Here is a 14,642-nt window from a genome sequence, read left to right as displayed (position 1 = left end):
GACGGCATCTCAGCGTAAACACTGGCGCCCTGGGGTGCTGTTGATCACTTCATGTCTCTGGCCTGCACCCACAACACTGCGTCTTGCGACAAGGGCTTGCCCATGTGGGTCTTCGTTGTACCGATGTCGAGCGCCGCGATGCCCCACCAGCCGGCCCGGGGCAGGCCAATGGTCACGATGCCTTGGGCGTCCGCGTAGGTGCTCAGGGCTTTGAATGATGCTTGAGGTGCCGTCACATAGTCTTGCTGGCCGAAAGCGTTTTTTTCAAGATCAACGGAATGGTTGACGTATTCGATTTCGATTTCGGCGAACGGAACAGGCTTGCCATCGGCCAGCACCACCGCGCGGAACACACCTCCCGTCCAGTTGGCATAAGGCTTGTTCAGTGGCTGGATCTCCACCGGCAACCCTTGTGGCTCTGACCAGTTTCCGGGGACTCCGCCCACGTTCACGATCAACTTGGTGAACTGTTGGATGTAGACATCTTCTTCAGTTTCCAGGTAAGGCTCGGGTTCGAGTACGAAGATATGGTCACCCAGTGAACGCACCAACTCCCGTGGAATCGAGGCGCGATAGGCCGGCGTCCGGTTGTCGCGACTCTGCCACTCGATGGGACGCAAGTACTTGCGCAGGTCGATTTTCTCCCCGCCGTGGGAGCTGATGTGATTGAAGGCGCGAGGTGTACCCATGGCCATGGTGGGGCCGCCGGAGAAGGGGTGGGTGAACACCAGCGCGAACTCGAGATTTTCCGCACGCTGCAGCGCCGTTTCTTCCACGTAGAGCATCTGGAAATGGGCATGCGCAGCGCCGGCCAAGCCAGTGAATGTCGTAGCGGCAAGGGCTTGGAGCAGTTTTCGTTTGAACGTCATGGTCGTTTTCACCTTGAAATGTCGGAAGACTGAATCGTGAGTTCATGGCCGGCGCCACCGAGGAACACCACGGAGTAGTTTCCTGTGGGGGGCTGGAACGTGTAGGTGTTGTCCTTGCCGACTTCGCCCTCAAGCAACACTTTGTTGCTTGGGTCCTGGACATGGATTTTTCTGCCGTTGGCCGAGCTGCCATCGGTGAAGCCCGCCTCGCACTTCACCTGGTTATCGCCCTCGATGTAGCAATCGAAGACGGGACCATGGGCGAAGGTCGCCTGGCAGAACGCCAGAGCACCTGCCATCGCTATTCGCATTGCTGAACCTATGGGTTTCATAACGCCTCGCCGTCAAGATCGATCATTGGGCAGGCGACTGGCCGTCGCCTCTCGTGTTGTCGTTGCCAGTCGCGGCGAAGGCCGCCAGCAAGGCTTGCAGGTTCGAGTCCAGGAGCGCTTCGTATCCGTTGGCCGTGTCGGCGAGTATTCCCGGGTTGCCCGTATCGAGTACCAACAACCGCGCGCCCCCGTCCTCGATGGCTTTGACGATCTTGGCGTCCGGTGCCCACTTGTGGACCACCACGCGAATGTCGCGCTCGCGCAGGTAATGGGTCAGCGCGGCGTAGTCAGGGTCGCTCCAGTCGATGTCCTGTCGGACGAACCAGCCGTCGACAAAGACGCCGAATTCGCCGAACAGGTAGATGAACTCATTGGCCAGCGACAGCACGCGCAGATCCGGCACCGCCGTCAGGCGGGTACCGTAGTCAGCCTTGAGCCGGCGCAAACGGTCTTCAAGTGCGGCGAGGTTGTGCTGTATTCGCGGCGCATCGGCGGGGGCCAGGCGTTCCAGGTCGGTGGCGATCAGTGCCGACATGCGCATGGCGTTGACGGGACCGAGCCAGGCATACGGCGACGGGCCCTCTTCGACATCGCTCGCCGCGGCCCAGGGAACGTCGCTCGACGGTACGCGGGTCACCGCCACGCTGGGTTTAACGGTGTCCCATGAGCGCGAGGCATCGATCTCGATGATCCGCAGATTGTGGCGGCGCGCCGTCGCATACAGCGGGTCGGCACGCCAGAGACTACTGAGGGTGACCACGGCTTCGGCTTGCTGGAACACCTTGGCGTCCAGGCGTGACAGCGCGTTGGCCTGGCTTTCCATAGGCACCGCAGCTTCCGCCGGAAGACGGACGACCTCAAGGGTCGTGCCCTCGCTGAGTGCCGAGGTGAGCGCATACACGGCAGGCAGTGCGACAAGCACCTGCTGCCTTGCGTTATCGGCAAAGGCCGAAAAAGGGAGGCCCAGCAACAGTGCCAGCATCGTCAGCCAGGACCTGTAGAACCCTTTCCTATTCATACGCTGGCCCCCCTGAATCGGGACGCGGTAGCGCGCATGACGGTGGTGACGACGAACACCAGGGCGGCGACTATCACGATTGCCCCGCCGGTTGGTACGGGGATGTGGAATTGCATCGGCGCCAGGATCCCCACCACGCAGGAAAAGGTCGCAATCAGGATGGCGCGTGCGACCAGCCCCGGGAGCGAGTGGCTGATGTTGCGTGCTGCCGCCGCCGGTATGAGCAGAAGGGCTTCGACGAGCACGGCGCCGATGATTTTCAGGCAAGCGACCGTCACCAGGGTGACCAGCACCACAAACAGGTACTCGACGCTTCGCACCCGCACACCGCGAGCATGGGCCAGGCTCGGATTGAGGCTGGCCAACAACATGCCGTTGTACAGCGGCAGTCCGAGCACGGCACACAGCGCCGTTACGCCAAGCAGCACGTTCATGTCGGTGTGGTCCACCGCCAGGATCGAGCCGAACAGCACGCTTTCCATCACGTGGGTGTTGATCTTTGCCGATACGAACAGCAACAGCGAGGCACCGACCGCCAGTGAGATGGACAGGAACACACCGATCAGCGTGTCATTGGCCAACGTGGTGCGATGCTGCGTGTACTTGAGCGTCAGCGCGAACAGCAGGCAGAAGCCGAACATCGAGAAGTAGGGAGACGTATAGGATTCGCCGATCAGCACGCCAATGGCGACGCCGGTCATCGCAGCATTGCCGACGGACTGACTGAAAAACGCCATGCGCTTGATCATTACCATCGTACCCAGCACGCCCAGCAGGGGGCCGATGAGCACTGCGCAGAGCAGGGCGTTGATCACGAACTCATACTCGAACGGCTGCGGCAGGATGCCACTCGCGGCGAGCGCCTGCAGGTGGTTGCGAATGAAGTCGTACAGGGCGCTCATTGGGCCCCCTCCAGCGAGTAAGCGACTTGGTCGGGGGCGCCATGGAACAGCACCCTGCGGTTGATAACCGTCACCGATTGGGCGATGCGCCTGACTTGTTCCAGGTCATGGTTGATCCACAGAATGGTGACGCCACGGCCGTGCAACTCGGCCACTAGCGCCTCCACCAGTCGCACCCCCGATTCGTCGATGCCGGCAGTCGGTTCGTCGAGGATCAGCAACCAGGGCGCCGGGCTGATCGCCTGGGCGAGCAATACTCGCTGGCGCTGGCCACCGGACAGGCTGCCAAAGGGGTGGGTGCCCATTCCGGCCATGCCGGTACGAGACAGGGCCTCGGCATTGGCCGACTTGGCGGATCGGTTGGCACCCAGGAAGGCCGGCCGGCGTTGACCGAGAAGGGCCATGAGATCGTTGACCGTCATCGGCACGTTGCGGTCGAAGTCCGGCAATTGCGGGACATAGCCCACGGGGGTCGTGACCTGGCCCTCGAAGCGGACCGCTCCCGAATGCGGCATCTGGCCCAGCAGCGCACGCACCAGTGAAGTCTTGCCGCCACCGTTCGGGCCGACCAGGCAGTGCAGCGCCCCGGCTTCCACCCGAAAACTGACGTCTTCAAGCACTTGCGTGCCTCCCAGTCGCAGGGAGACGTTGTCGAACACTATGGCGGGACCGCACATCGCTTGTTTCTCCTTCATCGCTGCATGAACTCAACGGCTTCGGCCAAGGTCTCGAGGTTTTCGCGCATCGCCACCTCGAATTCGTCCGCGCTGTAGGTATCGCCGGTGATATGAGACAGCGAGAAGACCTTCACGCCGGTGGCGGCCTCGATAGGCTTGGCGAGATCGAGGGAGAAGTTTTTCTCGGCGAACAACACCTTCACATTGGCCTTCTTGATTGCGTCGAGGGTGTTGGCCAGTTGCCGCGCGGTCGGCGCGACGCCGTGACGGGGCTCGATCACAGCGCTCACGAACAGGCCGAACTCCTGCATCATGTAGTCGTAGCCGGCATGCGTGGTCGCGCAGCGGAAGGAAGACAAATCCAGCGCGGCGAAGCGGGTCATGAAACCGGCCCGTAGCGCGCGGATGCGCGCGGCATAGGCCAGGGCGTTCTGTCGATACGCAGCAGCGTTGTGTGGGTCCAGCTCCCCCAGCCTGCGAGTGATCTCGAAGACCTGCTGTATCGCCGCCGTGGTGGAAACGAAGGTATGTGGATTGACCACCTTGGCACCGTCCTGGTCGCCACCGATGGGAATGAGGGCCACCGAGGCATTGGCCTGGATGATCGGCAGCGTCGTCCCGCGACCGGCGGCCTTGATGATCTGGAAGGCCCATTCATCGTGGCCGATGCCGTTGACGACCAGGGCATCGAGGGTCATCGCGCGGGTGATGTCGTCGGGCTGCGGCTGATAGTTATGCGGGTTCGCTTGCGCCGGAATGAGCGCAACGACCTCGGCCCGATCGCCGACGATGTTCGCCACGAAGCTGTAGTAGGGGTGCAGGGTGACGCCGATCTTGAGCTTCTTGCCCAAGGGCGCTGTCGGGCCGGCGAATGCAAGGGCAGGTATCAGCACCAGCAGCGCAAGGCAGCTGCGCCACAGTGCGCGGCGTCTGGTAGAAACGGTCATGGCTGGTTTCCTTTTACACGTTCGACTTCGCTGGCACCGTCGTAAGGAATGACCTGGCGCCAACCTTGGCCGACCAGCGATTCGGGCTTGACGATGCCTGGGTAAGGTGCGTTCGGGTCGCGGTGGATCCAGATCGTGGCCTGGTTGGCCCACATGACGCCGGCATGGGCGTGCCCAATGACGAGCAGGTAGGCGCTCTGGCCGCGCGCGCGACCGACGGAGCCGTAGTAGACCGTGGCGCCCTGGCCCTGGGTGGCTTTCGAGACGTCGCTGGGGCTCGGCGGCGTCGGGGCGTCGGCGTCGTCGTGATCATCGACGGAACCAGCATGAGGCAGGTGGGTGCCAGGCAAAATCAACTGCCAATGCACCTCGCCATTGGTCTTCCAGAAGGCGTCTCGGTAGAACGGCGGCAGCAAGATCTTCTGGGCTTGCTCCAGGGTGATCCAACCGCCGGTGTCGTTATTGTTCCAGATGATTTCTTCACCGGCGGGCAGCAGGGCGCTGTGGATGGCCTGGTCGACTGCACCGAGGCCATCGAAGGAGCGCACCTGCCAGCTCAAGGGTGTCGGTGGGCCGGCGTGCTGTGGGCGCAGCAGCACATAACCTGTCACGCTGGCGATGATTGCCAGGGCTGCAAACAGCAGGGCCAGCGATTCCCAGCGGCTGGAAGCCGGGCGCACGACATGGACCGCTCCGTTTACGTTATCGCCGAGGCTGGTTCGTGACAGGTGAGCCATCAGACAAACCCGATCCAGCGGCCAAGGCATATCACGCTCACCCACAGTGTCAGCGAACTGAATCCGGCGATACGTGCCTGGCTGGGAGGCGGCAGGGTGGTGTCCCACTCGTCGATCCGGCGATAGGCGCCCAGGTGGAATATCCCCATGTTGAGGCCGGCCAGCGCCAACAGCCCCATCTTCCACCAGAAAACGCTGTTCTGCGCATAGGTGGTGGCATTGGAGGCGAACATGAGCAGGCCAGTGATCACGCAGGCTGCGAAGGCAACCCAGGTGAATGGCAGCAGTTCCCGGATCAGCCGTAGCGCGCTTCGGCGATGGGAGGCGACGCCGAGCAGGCGCAAGTCGACGACGGCGATGGTCCCGAACACGAGGGCGATGCCGATCACATGCACCGACTCCAGGTTTGGGAAAATGGAACCCGACTCTCTGATCTGGGCGGCGACCGGGGTGTCCTCGAGGGCTTGCAGTATCGATTGAATGTCCATGGCGAATACCTGAGAAAACGTTCGTTGAACACGCTGGGATCAGTAAGCAATCCAGCGACCACAGAAGATCACGCCGCACCACAGGGCGATCGACAGCCAGGCCAGCGCCTTGATGGGAGGCTTCTCGTTATCGCCTTGAGCCTGAGCAGCGGGGCGCAACAATGGACGTCGAATTGTCCAGGCCAGGGTGAACACGGCAACGACCAGGAACATCTTCAGCCAGAACGTCGTGTTGACCAGTACGCGGTCTGGCTCGCCGATGATCATCACCAACCCGGTGAGGAGCAGGACGATGAGTGCGGCGCGCATCCATGGGTAGTAACGGCGAATGACGCCGCGCAAGGGTTCGTCCGTGGCGAGCATGCCGGCCAGCCGCAGGTCAGAGATCACGGCGGCGCCGAAGATCACCGCGATGGCAATGATATGAACGCTCTGGATGGTGGGCACGACCCAGGACAGGTCCCTGATGGCAGTGCTCAACGGTGATGCGTAGATCCAGGCGATGATGAGTTCTGATGACATTTGCTTTGCTTCCGCATGGGGTTAGAAGTCTTGGGGTTTTGCGATCGGACGCAGGCCCTTGGCATCCTCCGGGAGGAGATAGCCCTGCCTGATCGAGAGGCCCTTGGCCTCTTCGAATGCCTGCTCGTAGTGGCTGAAACTACCGTAGCGCTGACCAAGCACTTCCTTGGAATAGGGCACTTTGGTGTCGTAGATCAGGCCGCAACCGGTCTCCTGGTCCGTGAGGTAGGTCGCGCTGGGCACCTGGATCCACGGCGGGCGCACGCCTCCTTGCAGGTTGCCGGTGGCGGGGTCGCGTGCGACGGCCTTGCCTTCGCGCAGGACTCGCGGCGCCTTCGGCATGGCTTTGCCCTCGCGCGCCCATTGGTCCATGCCATCGAGGAGCGCCGAGACGACCAGCTCCACCGGTTCGTCGTACAGCGTCCGGCACCGTGGGTCGTCGCCCTTGCCGATGTCGGCAGCTAACAGTTCGGTATGCTCCGTACCGAGGTCGGCCAGCCGCAGATGCGGTATGCCGGTCACTTCGTAGTAGCGAAGCTGCGGGCTGTCGGTATCCGGCGGCAGGTCGATGCCTTCGATCACGTCGTGCATCAGTTCGGACTGGCTGTAGACGGTCACGAACGGCGCGCCGTCGGGCATCTGCCGCGGCAGCCGGATGACGTCGCCGCCCACCTCGCCATAGGCCATGCGCCCCGTCATGTAGGCATCGATCAAGGGGCTTGCGTCGGGCATGCGCCATTGCTGGTGCCGGCCCTGGTCGAGGTAGTCCATCCAGACTTGCGCGGTCACGGCCCAGCTATTGACGTAGACTCGCTTCACGTCGAGGCCTGCCAACGGGCCTTGCGCCGCATTGGTCTTGAGCAGCAGCGCCAGTTGCGCGCCAATGCCCTGGGATTGTGGAGCGAACGGATCGGGACCGGCACCGCGCGTGAAACGCTCCGGATCGTAATAGGTGCCCAACGGCGCATAGCGTGCGTAGTCGAAGCGGCGCATGAATTCGAAGTTCACGATCCGTCCGTATTGGGCGACCTGCTCGGCCTCGGCAGCCGGGGTGTCCGAGATGAATTTGGGATCGACAGTCGGCTTGTTCATGTTCAGCGTGTAGCCGATGTACGCGTAGCCACGCCGCAGCAAGTAATCACGGGTCAGGATCCATCCCGCGCCGCGCTCGCCAAACCAACTGAATGGCTCGATTACCACCGTGCCATTGAAGTGCGCGGGGTCTGCCGGCTTGCGCACCAGAATGCGCGTGGTATAGGGCGCCTCGAGGAGGGTTTTGCCCGCGGCGGTAATGGCCGGGGCGATGCCTTGCAGGTAAAACTCCTCTTCGATGTAGTCGTACATGTCGAGGTCGCTGTGTTCGGTGCCCGGTCGCTTCGCCGACGACAGCGGCAGTACGCTGGAGGGCGGCACGGCAATGACCGTGGGCATGCGGGGCACCTCGGCGAAGGTGTTCGAGGTCAGCATCAGCGACAGCAGGGCGCCTTGTAGCGTTGGCCGCAGGATGCTGATGGTCATCGGTCGTTCCATCCGGTCACCTCCAAGGGGTCATTGATAGGGCTTCACTCACGGCTGAGGGACGCCTTGCCCTCGCTGTCGATCACGATCTGGTTGTTCTCGCAGACATACTCTTGAATGGCGTAGTTGGAGCGCTTGTAGTCGAACGTGAAGCGATACGGGGTGTTGAGCACCTGCGGGTCCTCGATCACCACCTGGTTCTCCAAGTGGTCCGGCCCCCGCAGCCTGATGCGTTCGGTGATCTTCATGTCCGCACCATGGGGAACGTCATAGAACGTCACGTCCGTTCGCACACGTTGTGTCTCCACGACGAGCGTGTCGCCTTCCCAGTGGCCGCGCGAATGGCCCTGGTACTTGGGGTCGAGCTTCTCTTTTGGCGGCATTGCCTCGTTCAAGAGAATCCGGCGTACCTGCTGGAGGTATTCGCCAAGGACAACCACTTGCTTGTCGTCGTGAATGATCTGGATCGGGAAGAGCGCCGCCATCAACGTTGGCATGCCCTCGGGCAGGCATCTGGAGCTCGTCGTGGCCAGCGGCGTCCCGGCTTCGTTCGCGACGGCCTGTTTTTTCTTCAACTCGGCGTATTGGCTGGCATAGGGTTCCTTCAGGTCCATCGGTCCGCCCGGGTGCACCGGCTCGTCCGGGTTCTCTCCGAACCAGTCATCCGGAGTCCTTTCCCAGGTGCCGCTGATGTCCGGGCGCTTGTCGTGCTGGGTCTTCGACGCTGCCGCGTTGCACATCCCGGCGACGGTCACGAGGACGATGCCGAGGAAGATCGTTGCTGCGCTCAAGGTTCGTGTCGGTTTCATTGAAACGTCTCCACGCTGCTGGCCTGTTTGGTTCGGTTAAGTTCGATGGTCATGAAGCGGGGGAGGGAAGGACTTCGCCTAACCGCCGCCCGTGAGCACGACGTCACCGATCTTGATCTCCACGAGCAGTCCTCCCGGGTCACCGTTCTTCAGCGGCCTGAAGGACACCTCGGCGCTCTCGCCGGCCTTGATCGAGTCAGCGCTCCAGCCCGCGCGTTGCAGCGCGTTGACACTGCCGGTCTCGATCTTGTAGCGCTGGGAGGGCGGGCCGGGCGTATCGAGGTAGATCGTGATGTGCGGATTGGTCCAGGCGAAGCGCTCGACCACGCCCTGGACCGTGACCGTCTTGGTCTGGTCGAAAAGCGCGAATGAATGGTGGGCGGTGGCCAGGGACGGTAGGGCACTGCAAGCGACGATGGTCAGCAGGCAAAGCCCCTGACGTAACAGCGGGGATGGGATCATGACGGATGCCTCGTTCTTATGCGTTCTTATGGCCCCAGCATAGGGGGACACCTGCGCAGGCCGTAGCCCAAAACGGCAACCATTCAAATCCCAGGACAGGTTTTCAGTGGGCAGCGATGGGACCAAGGGAATGGAGGGGCAACCCATGTCCACATGCTGATTTGGGCTACCGCATGGGCAGCCCGAGTCGGAACACTCATGACTCGCCTCATAAATATAAAAACAGGAGAGACGTCATGCGCACCCCCCACTACGCCCCATTACTTTCGTTGGTTGCACTCTGCACATTGGAGCCGCAGGCACAGGCCTACGAGCTCTACAACGAAGACGATGGTGCAACTGTCCTGAATGCCGACCTCTGGGCGGGGTTTGGTTGGTTCGGCAGTGAAAAGAATTACCTCGCCAACCCGCAGGAGGAGCCCGGCAGGATGCGATGGCAGGAAGGCTTCGCCAAGTACGGTGTAAACGGCACGACGGACAAGATCGGTCCCGGCTCGATCTACGGCGGGTTCAGCCTGATCAGTACGGGCTCATGGGGCGACGGGGACGCGGGAGCGATCACTGCCGGGAATGAAAGAAGAACGGCGGTAGAAGATGCCTATCTGGGTTGGAAGTCAGGTGATCTGATTCCCGCCCTGGGTACGGATGGCGTTGATTTCTCTTTTGGTCGGCAGATCGTGACGGTGGACGGTTTCCTGATCACCGACGACGGGTTCGCCCCCGGCAAGGCCTTCAGCCCCATCCCTGGTGTCGCGGACGGTCGGTTCAATCGCGGCGGCGCCTTTTACCTGGGGCCGCGATTGGCCTTCGGCAATACGGCCGTTCTGAAGCTGGGCGGTACGCAGGGGCTTCACGGCAGCCTGATGTGGTTGAAGTCGGACAATCCAGGACAGTCGGAGACCGAAGTGGCGGCCGCCACCATCGACTACACGACGGCCATCGGCTCGATTGGTTCGACCTATGTGCACGGGCTGGATGTCAACGAGCGATATACCTTCGCCGATCGGAGTGAGCGCAAGGGCATGGATATCTACAGCATCCGTGGCCAGGGCAATGCCGGCATCGAGAACGCTGATTTTGCATTCGAGGTGGCGCGCCAGGAAAAACGTTCGGGGTCGCAGCGGGCGATGTTCTTCGACGCGGGCTACACCTTTGCCGACGTCAAATGGCAACCGGCGGTAAGTTACCGTTATTCGCGTTATTCCGAAGGCTGGGACTTCCTGTTCCAGGGCGGTTTCCGCAAACGATACCAAGGTGAAGTCGCCGCGAACTATGCCGGTTCAGTGACTTCGAACATGCAAATCAACGATGTGCTGTTCTCGGTTCAGCCGACCGACAAACTGACACTCAACGCGATGTACTTCCACTATAACCAACTCTCCGACCGGGACACTCAAGACTTCAGTGCCCGTGAGGTCGACCTGTATCTGGACTGGATGGTGACGGATAACGTCACGCTGTCGCCGCTGGTGGGTTTCTACAAGCCAAGGAAGTGGCTCGGCGACGGTGGTTTGCAGAGCGGGAGCGCATCAACCAACACTTACTTGCAGTTCATCGTGTGGGTGACGTTCTGATCTGAGTCGCCGCTGGCGGCATCTGTTGCAGAGAGTTAGATGCGCAGGCGCCACCAGCGGTGGCGCTTTCCGGCGGGAGAGGTGATTAAGACGGGACGGTCACAGCATGCGGCGCAGGACGTCGTTGCGAGGGTCCGGGTCGAAGAACCGGTGCTTGAGGGCGCCGGCGACATGCAGCACGATCAGGCCGAGCAGGGTATAGGCGAGTACTTTGTGCAGCCACTGGAAGACGACGAACCAGTCGTCATTTTTCGGTAGCAGCTCCGGCAGGTTCACCCCAAAAAAGAATACCCCGTCGCTCATCGTGTAGGTACTCGACATCGAGTAACCCATCAACGGCACAATCACGATAAGCACGTACATGGCACGCTGCACAAGCTGTGACAAAAACCGCTCATGTCCAGCCAGTGTTTCCAGGGGTTGTGGAAGCTTGGGGGTGCGCCAGCGCAGGGCGATCTGGACCAGAACCACCAACAGCATCAACACCCCAAAGGATTTGTGCCACGGGTAATAGAGTTCGTATTTGCTTGCCACTTCATCATTCATCCCGGTCATATGCCAGCCAGCCCAGAGGAGGCCGGCGATGAGCACGGCGCGCACCCAGTGCAACATACGCAGGGACGTAGGATACCGATCAATTGTTGTTTGATTTACCGGATTCATCGCAGTCTCTCCATCGATCATCAAGGCATCGCAATGCACATTTGAACGGCCACCCTCTACGACACAGGGGCTTGGAGGGTGGTCCGGTCAGTGCGGTTTTTTTTGTTCTCAGTTAGGCAGCAGCACGGTGATGACCTTTTCTTCGGTATAGGCCAACGCGCCGCTGAACCCGCCTTCACGGCCAATGCCACTGGACTTGACGCCGCCCCAGGGCAGGTTGGCATCCAGCGGGCTCCAGCAGTTGATGCCCACGGCACCGGCCTTTACCGCCGCGGCGACGCGGTGCGCTCGCACCAGATCGCTCGTCCAGATCGTGGCCGCCAGGCCGTAGGTGGAATCGTTGGCCATTGCGATCGCCTCATCTTCGCTGTCGAACGTGATCACCGTGCCAACGGGGCCGAAGATCTCGTCTCGGGCGATCGCCATGTCATTGCGGGCGTTGGCGAAGATGGTCGGCTGCACAAACCAGCCCTGCTCGGGGTTCGATACGCCGCCGGCCAGCAGGGAGGCGCCTTGTTCGATGCCCAGCTGGATGTAACGGTTGACCCGCTCGAACTGTGCTTTCTTGGCCACTGGCCCCATCTGCACGTCGGGCTGTCGAGGATCGCCCACCTTGACTGCTCGGGCGGCATCGGCAAGCGCTGCGGCGAAGCGATCGGCGATGCTGCGCTGCACCAGGATACGCGAGCCAGCGGCACAGACCTGGCCCTGGTTGACGAACAAGCCAAGCGCGCAGCCGCGCAACGCGTCGTCGAAGGACGCGTCGTCAAAGACAATCTGTGGGCTCTTGCCGCCCAGCTCCAGTGCCACACGCTTGAACAGCACGCCGGCGGTGCGCTGGATCTCGCGTCCGGCCTCGGGGCTGCCGGTGAAACTGATCTTGGCCACGTGCGGGTGTTCGCACAAGGCGCGACCCACCTGTGCACCGTAGCCGGTAACCACGTTGATCACACCATCAGGGAAACCCGCTTCCTGGGCCAGCGCCGCCAGGTGCAGCGCCGACTGCGGGGTTTCTTCCGAAGGCTTGATGACCACGGTGCAGCCTGCCGCCAGCAAAGCGGCGAGCTTCCAGACCGTGATCATCAGCGGCGAATTCCAGGGCACGATGGCACCAACCACGCCCACCGGCTCGCGCACTGTGTACGAGAGGGTCTTGCTGCCGAAGTAGCCACCGGTGGGAATGGTGCGCCCCTCCAGTTGGTTGGCCCAGCCGGCGGCGGCGCGCAGGTTGGCGATCGCGTTGGGCAGGTCCATCCGGCGTGGCTCGATCGGGGAGCGACCGATGGCGTTGGCGTCCAGATCAGCCAGCAACTCGGTGTCGCGTTCCACCAGGTCAGCCAGCTTCGACAGCAGTCGACCGCGCTGGGCACCGTCGAGCTGGCTCCAGGCGCCACCCTCGAGTTGGCTGCGCGCTGCCTCCACGGCGCGGTCCACATCCGCGCTCGTGCCGCGTGCGGAGCTGCCGTACACCTGTTCTGTCACGGGGTTGATGAGGGTTATGCGCCCACCGTCGGAGGCCTCGAAGGACGCTCCTTGGATGAAGTGATTCAGGTGCTGAGTCATGTTAGGGGCCCTGCGTAATGTGAGTGATCGGGGGTTGCGCGCCTCATGCTTCGAGGGAGGCCAGGGCGTCGCCAAAGATGTCCAGCGCCTTGAAAAACAGCGAGCGTGTGATCGTCAGCGAGGGCATGACGCGCATCACGTTGCTGTAGCGACCGCAGGGAATCATCAGCACGCCGTGGTTCAGCAGGTAACCCATGAGTTGACCGATCTTGGCACCCTCCAGCGGTGCTTTGGTGACCGGGTCTTCGACCAGCTCGATACCGATCATCAGGCCACGCCCGCGAACCTCGCCGACGAAGGGGCTCTTGAAGCCACGGATACGCTCCTGGGCTTCCAGGCCCAGCGTGTGAGCGCGATTGAGCAGATCGAGCTCAGGGTCCTGCAGGATGCTGATGTTGGTCAGCGCCACTGCCGCAGACAACGAGTTGGCGGCGAAGGTATTGGGCATCGAACCGTCAGGAATCGCCGCCGCCAGGTCCGAGCGCATGATCAGGCCCGCCATCGGCAGGTCGCTGCCGATACCTTTGCCGAAGGTAAGCATGTCGGGTTTTACACCCGAATGCTCGACCGCCCACATCTTGCCGGTACGTCCCGCCCCGGATTGCACTTCATCGACGATCAACAACGCGCCGCTGCGGTCGCAGGCCTTGCGCAGCAGTTGCAGGAACTCTGGCGAGGGAGGCACGTAGCCGCCTTCACCCTGTACCGGCTCCACGATCACGGCGGCCACGTCATCGGCGGCGGTGTAAGGGGTATTCAGCAGGTAATCCACGTAGTCGCCGGCGATCTGTTCGGCGCTTTTGTGCGTGGTGTCGAAGGGGAAGCGGTAGGCATAAGGGTAGGGGGCGTGAATGACGCCACCCATCTGGGCGCCGTAACCCTTGCGGTAGGCCGTACCGGTCGTCAGCGCACCGGAGGCGTTCCACACGCCGTGGTAGCCGCCATGGAAGGCGATGATCTGGTGCCGTCCGGTAACGCGTTTGGCGAATTTGATCGCGGCTTCCAGCGCATCGCTGCCGCTTTGCGTGAAGAACGTAATGCAATCGCCGCGCAAGCCGTCGGGTGCGATCTCGGAGAGTTTGGCGGCCAGTTCGGTGCGCCGGGTGCTGTTGACTTCCAGGGCGTGCATCAGCACTTCGGACTGTTCGCGGATGGCCTGCACCACTTTCGGGTGGCAGCGACCTACGCTGCTGACGCCCACGCCTGCGGACAAATCGATATAGGTGTTGCCATCAGCGTCCTTGAAGGTCGCGCCGAAAGCCCGGTCCATGGCCACGGGCATGCGTCCGCCGCCGCGGGCCATCGACTCGGTACGCGCCGACAACGCCAGGGCCTCGGTGGTCTTGGGGCCAGGAATGGTGGAAGTGATCCGCGGGGCATCCGCGAAGTGGAGGGATTCAAGCTTGGTTTCACTCATGACGGTCTCTCAGGATGTCGGTTTTCAGTGTCTCGATCATCCCCGTCGCGTCTGTCTGGCCGGTAGCCCGAATCGGCACATTGGGAGGGTCGCCTCGAACGCTTGTTTCGAAGAATGACCCCTTGCACAAAGAAATTTGCAGAA

16 protein-coding genes are annotated in these 14,642 nt (G+C 62.0%); 1 reads left to right on the top strand and 15 read right to left on the bottom strand.

All coding sequences use genetic code 11. The features are described 5' to 3' along the window. Window positions 1-44: 44 nt before the first annotated feature. From EPZ47_RS15530 to EPZ47_RS15475, 12 genes are all read right to left on the bottom strand, one after another. On the bottom strand, window positions 45-869 hold the full coding sequence (locus tag EPZ47_RS15530; RefSeq protein WP_135845597.1) for a DUF4198 domain-containing protein: 825 nt from the start codon (window positions 867-869) through the stop codon (window positions 45-47). An 8-nt stretch (window positions 870-877) separates the two neighbouring features. Continuing rightward, on the bottom strand, window positions 878-1,168 hold the full coding sequence (locus tag EPZ47_RS15525) for a hypothetical protein (protein ID WP_238346627.1): 291 nt from the start codon (window positions 1,166-1,168) through the stop codon (window positions 878-880). 55 nt (window positions 1,169-1,223) lie between these two features. Beyond that, complete coding sequence (locus tag EPZ47_RS15520; RefSeq protein WP_238346625.1) at window positions 1,224-2,219, bottom strand: metal ABC transporter solute-binding protein, Zn/Mn family; 996 nt, start codon at window positions 2,217-2,219, stop codon at window positions 1,224-1,226. Next, complete coding sequence (locus tag EPZ47_RS15515; RefSeq protein ID WP_135845595.1) at window positions 2,216-3,121, bottom strand: metal ABC transporter permease; 906 nt, start codon at window positions 3,119-3,121, stop codon at window positions 2,216-2,218. Before EPZ47_RS15515 ends, EPZ47_RS15520 begins: the two co-directional genes overlap by 4 nt. Beyond that, complete coding sequence (locus tag EPZ47_RS15510; protein WP_238346624.1) at window positions 3,118-3,798, bottom strand: metal ABC transporter ATP-binding protein; 681 nt, start codon at window positions 3,796-3,798, stop codon at window positions 3,118-3,120. Before EPZ47_RS15510 ends, EPZ47_RS15515 begins: the two co-directional genes overlap by 4 nt. A gap of 14 nt (window positions 3,799-3,812) precedes the next feature. After that, on the bottom strand, window positions 3,813-4,745 hold the full coding sequence (locus EPZ47_RS15505) for a metal ABC transporter solute-binding protein, Zn/Mn family (protein WP_135845593.1): 933 nt from the start codon (window positions 4,743-4,745) through the stop codon (window positions 3,813-3,815). Then, entirely contained in the window at window positions 4,742-5,482 is a 741-nt protein-coding gene (locus EPZ47_RS15500; RefSeq protein WP_135845592.1) for a DUF6162 family protein, read from the bottom strand. The genes EPZ47_RS15505 and EPZ47_RS15500 overlap by 4 nt, the downstream gene beginning before the upstream one ends. Further along, entirely contained in the window at window positions 5,482-5,970 is a 489-nt protein-coding gene (locus EPZ47_RS15495) for a DUF6644 family protein (RefSeq protein ID WP_135845591.1), read from the bottom strand. Before EPZ47_RS15495 ends, EPZ47_RS15500 begins: the two co-directional genes overlap by 1 nt. A gap of 39 nt (window positions 5,971-6,009) precedes the next feature. Beyond that, entirely contained in the window at window positions 6,010-6,492 is a 483-nt protein-coding gene (locus EPZ47_RS15490; RefSeq protein ID WP_135845590.1) for a DUF6644 family protein, read from the bottom strand. Window positions 6,493-6,513: 21 nt separating this feature from the next. Then, a complete protein-coding gene (locus EPZ47_RS15485; protein ID WP_238346622.1) occupies window positions 6,514-8,010 on the bottom strand; it encodes an alpha/beta hydrolase domain-containing protein in 1,497 nt (498 codons plus the stop codon). A 44-nt stretch (window positions 8,011-8,054) separates the two neighbouring features. Next, a complete protein-coding gene (locus tag EPZ47_RS15480; protein WP_135845588.1) occupies window positions 8,055-8,819 on the bottom strand; it encodes a hypothetical protein in 765 nt (254 codons plus the stop codon). Between the two features lie 78 nt (window positions 8,820-8,897). Beyond that, a complete protein-coding gene (locus EPZ47_RS15475; protein ID WP_135845587.1) occupies window positions 8,898-9,281 on the bottom strand; it encodes a DUF6152 family protein in 384 nt (127 codons plus the stop codon). Window positions 9,282-9,517: 236 nt separating this feature from the next. On the opposite strand from EPZ47_RS15475, the gene EPZ47_RS15470 reads away from it, so the two are divergent. Then, window positions 9,518-10,855 carry an alginate export family protein gene (locus tag EPZ47_RS15470; protein ID WP_135845586.1) on the top strand — a complete coding sequence of 446 codons (1,338 nt, stop codon included), beginning with the start codon at window positions 9,518-9,520 and terminating at the stop codon, window positions 10,853-10,855. A gap of 99 nt (window positions 10,856-10,954) precedes the next feature. On the opposite strand, the gene EPZ47_RS15465 is transcribed toward EPZ47_RS15470, so the two are convergent. The 3 genes from EPZ47_RS15465 to EPZ47_RS15455 all read right to left on the bottom strand — a co-directional run bounded on the left by EPZ47_RS15465 (window position 10,955) and on the right by EPZ47_RS15455 (window position 14,498). Beyond that, window positions 10,955-11,518, bottom strand: a complete 564-nt coding sequence (locus tag EPZ47_RS15465) for a cytochrome b (protein WP_135845585.1) — start codon at window positions 11,516-11,518, stop codon at window positions 10,955-10,957. Between the two features lie 108 nt (window positions 11,519-11,626). Next, on the bottom strand, window positions 11,627-13,081 hold the full coding sequence (locus EPZ47_RS15460; protein ID WP_135845584.1) for an aldehyde dehydrogenase family protein: 1,455 nt from the start codon (window positions 13,079-13,081) through the stop codon (window positions 11,627-11,629). Window positions 13,082-13,124: 43 nt separating this feature from the next. Further along, entirely contained in the window at window positions 13,125-14,498 is a 1,374-nt protein-coding gene (locus EPZ47_RS15455) for an aspartate aminotransferase family protein (protein WP_135845583.1), read from the bottom strand. Between the last annotated feature and the right edge of the window lie 144 nt (window positions 14,499-14,642).

It is taken from the genome of Pseudomonas viciae, from assembly GCF_004786035.1.
Classification (GTDB): Bacteria; Pseudomonadota; Gammaproteobacteria; order Pseudomonadales; family Pseudomonadaceae; genus Aquipseudomonas; species Aquipseudomonas viciae.
Note: the sequence above shows the minus strand (reverse complement) of the source record. Positions and strands in the feature narration are given on the sequence as shown.